The organism is Salinisphaera sp., assembly GCF_035690525.1.
In the GTDB taxonomy this organism is placed as follows: domain Bacteria; phylum Pseudomonadota; class Gammaproteobacteria; order Nevskiales; family Salinisphaeraceae; genus Salinisphaera.
Window position 1 is genome coordinate 1 of record NZ_DASSKM010000032.1, and the last position, 5,752, is coordinate 5,752.

General features: G+C 62.8%; 6 protein-coding genes. All 6 read right to left on the reverse strand.

The window, feature by feature from the left end:
• Positions 1-194 precede the first annotated feature (194 nt).
• On the reverse strand, positions 195-767 hold the full coding sequence (locus tag VFJ08_RS01995; RefSeq protein ID WP_324994619.1) for a hypothetical protein: 573 nt from the start codon (positions 765-767) through the stop codon (positions 195-197).
• A gap of 24 nt (positions 768-791) precedes the next feature.
• Positions 792-2,270 carry a hypothetical protein gene (locus VFJ08_RS02000; RefSeq protein ID WP_324994621.1) on the reverse strand — a complete coding sequence of 493 codons (1,479 nt, stop codon included), beginning with the start codon at positions 2,268-2,270 and terminating at the stop codon, positions 792-794.
• Between the two features lie 101 nt (positions 2,271-2,371).
• On the reverse strand, positions 2,372-2,827 hold the full coding sequence (locus VFJ08_RS02005) for a hypothetical protein (RefSeq protein ID WP_324994623.1): 456 nt from the start codon (positions 2,825-2,827) through the stop codon (positions 2,372-2,374).
• Between the two features lie 214 nt (positions 2,828-3,041).
• Positions 3,042-3,344, reverse strand: coding sequence for a hypothetical protein (locus VFJ08_RS02010; RefSeq protein WP_324994625.1), 303 nt, complete (start codon positions 3,342-3,344; stop codon positions 3,042-3,044).
• 486 nt (positions 3,345-3,830) lie between these two features.
• Positions 3,831-4,394 (reverse strand): hypothetical protein, encoded by a 564-nt coding sequence (locus VFJ08_RS02015; RefSeq protein WP_324994627.1) that lies wholly within the window; start codon positions 4,392-4,394, stop codon positions 3,831-3,833.
• Between the two features lie 77 nt (positions 4,395-4,471).
• The gene (locus tag VFJ08_RS02020; protein ID WP_324994629.1) at positions 4,472-5,572 is read right to left on the reverse strand and encodes an OmpA family protein; all 1,101 of its coding nucleotides are present in this window, start codon (positions 5,570-5,572) and stop codon (positions 4,472-4,474) included.
• Between the last annotated feature and the right edge of the window lie 180 nt (positions 5,573-5,752).

Genomic DNA, 5,752 nt, shown 5'->3' on the forward strand with positions numbered 1-5,752 from the left:
CTTTTTGGATGGCGTAGACCAGGCGTTGGACGACGTTCCGGGTGGTGCCGTGTAGCGGGAACGGCGTTAGTAGCACAAGCAGCAATATTCCGCTGCCGAGGATATATTCGACCGCGCCGACGCCGGTCTGGCGCGCGCGGCTAGCCGGTGGGGTCATGGCGCCGCCGAGCGCGCTTTGTTGGCCGCGCCCGGGTTCATTCGGAGTGTGTTTTGTTGTAGCGCTCGCGCCGGCGCTCATCGGCCTTCCAAGCGACCGGATAATCGCTCAGGCACGCGCAGTACAATTCGCGGTCGATTTCTTTCTGGCTTTTGCCCTGATACGCCAGGTCGACAGTGGCATCGATATACTTTCTCTGGAGATGTTCTATAGCGTATGAGATATAACTATCTTTCATACGATGCGATTCTTTTTTAACCCTATCGTGCGCTGTTATCTTCCGCGTTCTTGGGTCGGGCGGATTACGGTGCAACTTATAGCTCAATACAGCTACCGGAGCCGTGCCGTGAATCCACCTAGCGCAATCATTACGCCGATGGAAATTGAGTTTTGCTCTTTCATATTGGCGCTTCGTGTGCGCCGGGTTGGTCTCGTAGTCCCCGTATTTGGCCATTTGCTTTGTACTCATCCGGCTGGGATCCGGCAAAGCATTCGGGCAATAACCGCCTTCTCCTTGCGAGTCTTTCCCGAATGCCGGCCCGGCGCCGAGCACCGCCAGCGCGGCCACCGTGCCGACGATGATCTGACGAAACGAGCTATTCGATTGCATAAACTCAGCCTCTCGGTTGGGTTGCTACGGTGCGGCCGCCAGGGCCGCCGCGATCTGTTGTTTTTCGGCCGTCGTCAGTTCGACCAGCCGGGGTTGCCAGAAGGGGTTGAACAGGTTGCCGTGTTCATAATGGCCGTCGCTACGCGCAAAACTATCCAGGTCGGTGGCGCGCATGAACACCGGGCGCGCCTTGGCCGCGGCGCTGATGCGGCGGTGGCTTAAGCCGCCCGCGCCTTCGGTGTCGATTTCCGGGGCGACGTAGTCGAGCATCGTGTGCTCGGAGGAGATCGCCTCGGCGCTTTTGACGTAGACGGCGATGTTGGCCGGACCGTAATCGTGGTAGGCGGTTGCGTCGCGGAATGCGTAGAAGGGCTGTAGGCCGCCGACTTGGGCCAGGTTGTGGTCTTCGAATTCGCCGGCGGCTATATGGGCGGCGGTTTCGTTTTGCACCGCGCCGCCCCAGGCCTCGTCGCGGTCCAGGCCGTTGGGGAAGTTGCCGCCATTCAGGTATTGGTATCGGGTGCCGTCGCTGTGGGTATAGCCCACGGCGTGGGCGGCGCCCCAGCCGATGGGCTCACTCGTCCACGAGCAGCCGGCGATCGGCACGCAGACTTTCTCCCATAGGCCGATCGTGTCCATGGCGGACCAGTCCCAATGATAACGATCGCTTGAGGCCGTGCGCTTGAGACCGGCCCCGCCGCGTTTGCGGGCCTCGAATGCCACCACGCCGAAATCGATATCAAACCAGTCGTAGCTGCGATGGCGGGAGAACGGGTCTTTTGAGTCCCGGACGAGGTGGCGGCCGAAGGCGTCGAAGCGGGCTTTCTCGGCGACCGCTTGGGCCGAGTCGTCGTCCGGGTCGTTGAGCTCGTTCTGTGGGCCGATTGCGCTCGCCCACCGGGCATACGCCCCCACGGCGGCGCTGATGCCCGCCGCGCCGTTGTTGGTCAGGAAGGCGACCGCGTCCGGGTCGTTGCGGTAGCCGACCATGCTGCTGACAGTGCTGGCGACCTTAAGTGAAGCTCTATGATAGCGTTTCTGCACTTTCGATAACCACCGGACCTTACGATCACTGGCCGGAATCATCACCTCGCTGGCGATGTGATCGACCGTAGTCGAGAACGTACTCGCAACCTGCTTGACGACCGTGGTGGCCGCTTTCAGCGGCGGGAACAGGGTCGCGAGGTCGTCGAGGTTGGTCGCTGTGCGCTTTAGAAACACGCCATAAGAACTCAAACCCACCATCTGGCCGATGGCCACCTGGTTGGCGACCATCGCGCGGTTGGTGTAGGCGGCGAAGTTCAGGTCCCGCGCCATTAGGGTCGCGTTGCTGTAGGCGACGTTGTCGGCCGTGTTTTGCAGCTTGATTTTTTGGGTTTGGATTTGCCCCGAGTCGTACATCACCCATAGGCCCAGGATGACGGCGGAGATGAAGACCAGCGTGAACGGGATGACCTGGCCTTGCTGGCGGCGTGGGGCGCCGAGCGGCCGGCCTGTATGCATCCGCGCCGGACGGTCCGGCCGGCGCGGTTGGGCTGCCGGGCTACAATGAGCGGTGTTCGGCTGGGCGGGCACGGCTGCGTTCCGGCTCGACATACGGCGCGCTAGTCACCAAACAGCGAGTCGAGCGCGTCGCTCACGGAGTCGTCGGTGGCGCGATTCAGCTCGCGCCGGAGACGGCCGTGGACGTGATCGCGCTGGCGGCGGCCCTGGCGGCGCATGATCTCGCCCACCGAGCCGGGCATGAAGCCTTCGTTGTAACGCGGTTCACGGTCATGGTCATAACGCGATTCGCGGCGCGTTGTGCGTTCGTACCGGCAATAAGAGCGGAACTCCCGCGGGCTCAGGTAGTTGTCGTTACTGCGGTCGGCGTAGTCGAATATCGACGCGATCGGGGTGCCGTATGTTTCGGAATGGCTCAGATAACCGTCGCGGTCGGTGTCGAACCGGCCCGGGTCGCGAACCTGGCAACCGTAAGCGCCCCGGGCGAGCGCCGGGCCGCACGCCATAAGGCAGCACGCGACAACGATCGAGAGCCGAATGATTCTTGCCTTGTTCATTGTTCTTCCCCCTGCTTTCGTGCGCCGGACACATAGATCGCAGCTACGACACGGCAACATAGCGGCGTTTCTCGAACCCCGCGTGGCGCTCAAGCGCTAGCGCGGGCGGCGGAAGCGGCCGATCGGGAAATTTTCCGACCGGCGACCGGCGCAACCGCCACCCTCGTCCGCCACCCTCGTCAAGCATTCGAGCAAATGCTTAGCGTATCGAAAGCTAGCCGCCGCCCGTGGCGCCCTTATCCCGCTCTACATAGTTGTCCAGGTTGACATCTTTATCGGCCTCGGACTGGGCGCCCGTAGCAGCCTTCTGGGCCGTAGCAGTACCTTCCTCACCGCCTTGGCCGGAAATCTGTGCGGCCATTTGCGCGGTCTGGCCGCGGATGGCCTGTCCGAAGTACGAGAAAGCACCGATAGCGGCCAGCGCGATCAGCGCGACGATGATGATGTATTCCACCATGCCCTGCCCGGCCTGGCGCTTACCGGCGAGATGCATCGCTTGTGGATTATTTTTTTGCATGACAACCCCTCAAGGAGACTTTGATTGTTACGTGGATTTCATATCACAAAATCGATTGGCCCGGACCCGGGGACGGATGTCGATGATATGAAACCGGAGCGCCCCTCGCTGGCGTTATTTTCGAATCCGCCGTTAATTTTCGAACCCGGTTTTATGCGCTGTCAACCGGCCGCGGACGAATACGTGAAGTGAATTGCGGTACTCGCATCGCGTTTATCTTGCGGCGCTCCGCCACTACCAAAAATAAAGCCGCTATTCTCGGGCAGGTTTTTTCTTTTTTCGCCAGCACAATAGGCGACCCGCTGGGCGCGATGGCAACAATTATTTCCAGTCTCGGAATTTTCGCCGTGGCACGTCGCGAACTCTACTTTCCGGTTATTTTGGGCTGGCGGAAATAGGTGAGCCGGCGCAGGACAAGTGTAACTTGCGCATTGTAATGTAAGATTTTTCGACGGTTTATAGCGACTTCTACAGTCGCCCGATAGTTCAGCGCGACGGGCCCAACAACTGGCCGTTATAGGTCGGCCGGGTGCCGGTGCCGCGGGATTCGGGCCCCGACGGAAAACGCTGAACACCTCGATTAAGCCGATGGCGCCAGTGCCCGGGCGCGCCGGGCCGGCGGTGCCAGCGGCCCGAATCACCGAACCTGTTGTACGGCTCATGATAGTAACGGCGCCGCCATCGATCATGTCGCGGCGCCTCCACGATGACCGAGCCATCATGCCGATTCGGTTGCGTGGAATGCTCATGCCGCCAATGTCCGTGCGGACCGTGGCGCCGGCGCCGGCGGCTTGAATCGTGCAGGCCGTTGTAGGGCTCACGGTAGTGGCGCCGCCAGCGGTCGCTTTTCGGGCGCTGGCTCGGCGCCCGGACAATAACGGGCGCGTCGTTACGATGCGGCGGCGCGGCCGGTTGGCGCTCGTGCGAGCCATGGTCGCCGTACAAGTCGATGTGGCTTTGCGCGGGAGCGGCCGTAGCCCACAGCATGAGCAGCCATGCGCCGGTAAACATGGATCGCTTGCCGAGGATCTTCATTTTGCCGTGCCTCATGGGGCCCGTCCGGCGGTGTGGGCCGGTGGGCGGGCCCTGCTGGAATTAGGCGCTCGAACCACGTTCTTGATCGTACATCATTCCTGCTCTTCCGCCTGCTTCCCGGACTGTTCGTTTTGCGCGCTGTTTTGGTGGGCGGCGTTTTCTCCGGACTCTTCCTCGTCGTCCTCGGGCGGCGGTGCGCGCCAGAACACATCCACGCGCCGCTCGGCGGCTGCGGCCGCGCCCCGCTCCCAATCACCCGACGATGATACCTGTGCGCCCACCGCATATACCCGAAGCGCGGCCGGCGGCACGCCCAGATCGACGAGCACATCGGCCACCGTGCGCGCGCGCCGCCAAGACAACGGGCCGTTCGTCGCGTTGGTGCCTCTGGGATCGGCATGGCCGACCACTACCCAATCGGGTCCGGATTCGGCCTTGGATTCAGCCTTGGATTCAGGTGGGGCCTCGCCGGTCTCGGCGCTGTCTTCGGATTTAGCGCCGGCGTTGGCCTTGGCTTTAGCCTTGGCTTTGGCTTTGGCCGCGGCCTTGACTTCGGCAGCGTGGGCCACGGCGTCGCGGAGCTTTTGCTTGCCGGCGAGCTGCGCCGAGCCGGTCGCAAACCGCACCGTAACCAACGGTGCATCATCCACCACGCTCGATGCGCGGACTTGGCCACGATCGAATTCGAGCTTAGCGGGCAGATCGTAGTCGGCTTGCAGCTCGTAGACCACGACGCGCGGTCGCTGGTCAAGATTGGCCGCATACACCGCCACATAGGCTCGGCCTTTGGCGTATTGGCGCGACATCAGGCTGTAATTGAAAGCCCTGCGGCTCGGCGCCGCGTGCAGCCCCAGCAACCGTTGCCAGCCCGGCGGCGGCCCGCATTGCCGGCCGCGGCAGGCGAATCGCCGGGTATAGCCGGCCGCCTCGAGCGTTGCGTGCAGCCGCGCGGTAACGCCGTTCGCGGTCATGCGCCTGGGGCAATCATAGGCGGTGATCTCGAGGCGACCGACATCGATCAGCGTTTGGCTGGGCTGATAGCCCGAGGCGAAGCCGCTTGTATCTTGCGGCAATATCAGCGAGCCGGCGGGCAACCGGGTTTGTCCGCCCACCGTGTGGTGCTGCGCGAATACCGTGCAATCCGGCAACGACGGCTGCCAGCCCGAGGCCACGGCAACGTGGAGCGGCGCCATGACCCAAAGCATGATAAGACAGCCGCCGAGGACAGCGTGCCGGCCCCACCGCGGGCGCCGGGAACTAGGGTCTGTTGCCGTTTCATACGACGCCGCGTCGGCGGCCATTTGCTGCAAGACAAGGCGCAGCGGGCGTACGGTAGTCATTCTACCGTAGCGCGCTGCAACGCCGGATTGCGG

Bases quoted from the DNA above. Each gene is read 5' to 3' on its own strand.
- VFJ08_RS01995 (WP_324994619.1), bottom strand. From the start codon at position 767: ATGCAATCGAATAGCTCGTTTCGTCAGATCATCGTCGGCACGGTGGCC.
- VFJ08_RS02000 (WP_324994621.1), bottom strand. From the start codon at position 2,270: ATGCATACAGGCCGGCCGCTCGGCGCCCCACGCCGCCAGCAAGGCCAG.
- VFJ08_RS02005 (WP_324994623.1), bottom strand. From the start codon at position 2,827: ATGAACAAGGCAAGAATCATTCGGCTCTCGATCGTTGTCGCGTGCTGC.
- VFJ08_RS02010 (WP_324994625.1), bottom strand. From the start codon at position 3,344: ATGCAAAAAAATAATCCACAAGCGATGCATCTCGCCGGTAAGCGCCAG.
- VFJ08_RS02015 (WP_324994627.1), bottom strand. From the start codon at position 4,394: ATGAGGCACGGCAAAATGAAGATCCTCGGCAAGCGATCCATGTTTACC.
- VFJ08_RS02020 (WP_324994629.1), bottom strand. From the start codon at position 5,572: ATGGCGCCGCTCCACGTTGCCGTGGCCTCGGGCTGGCAGCCGTCGTTG.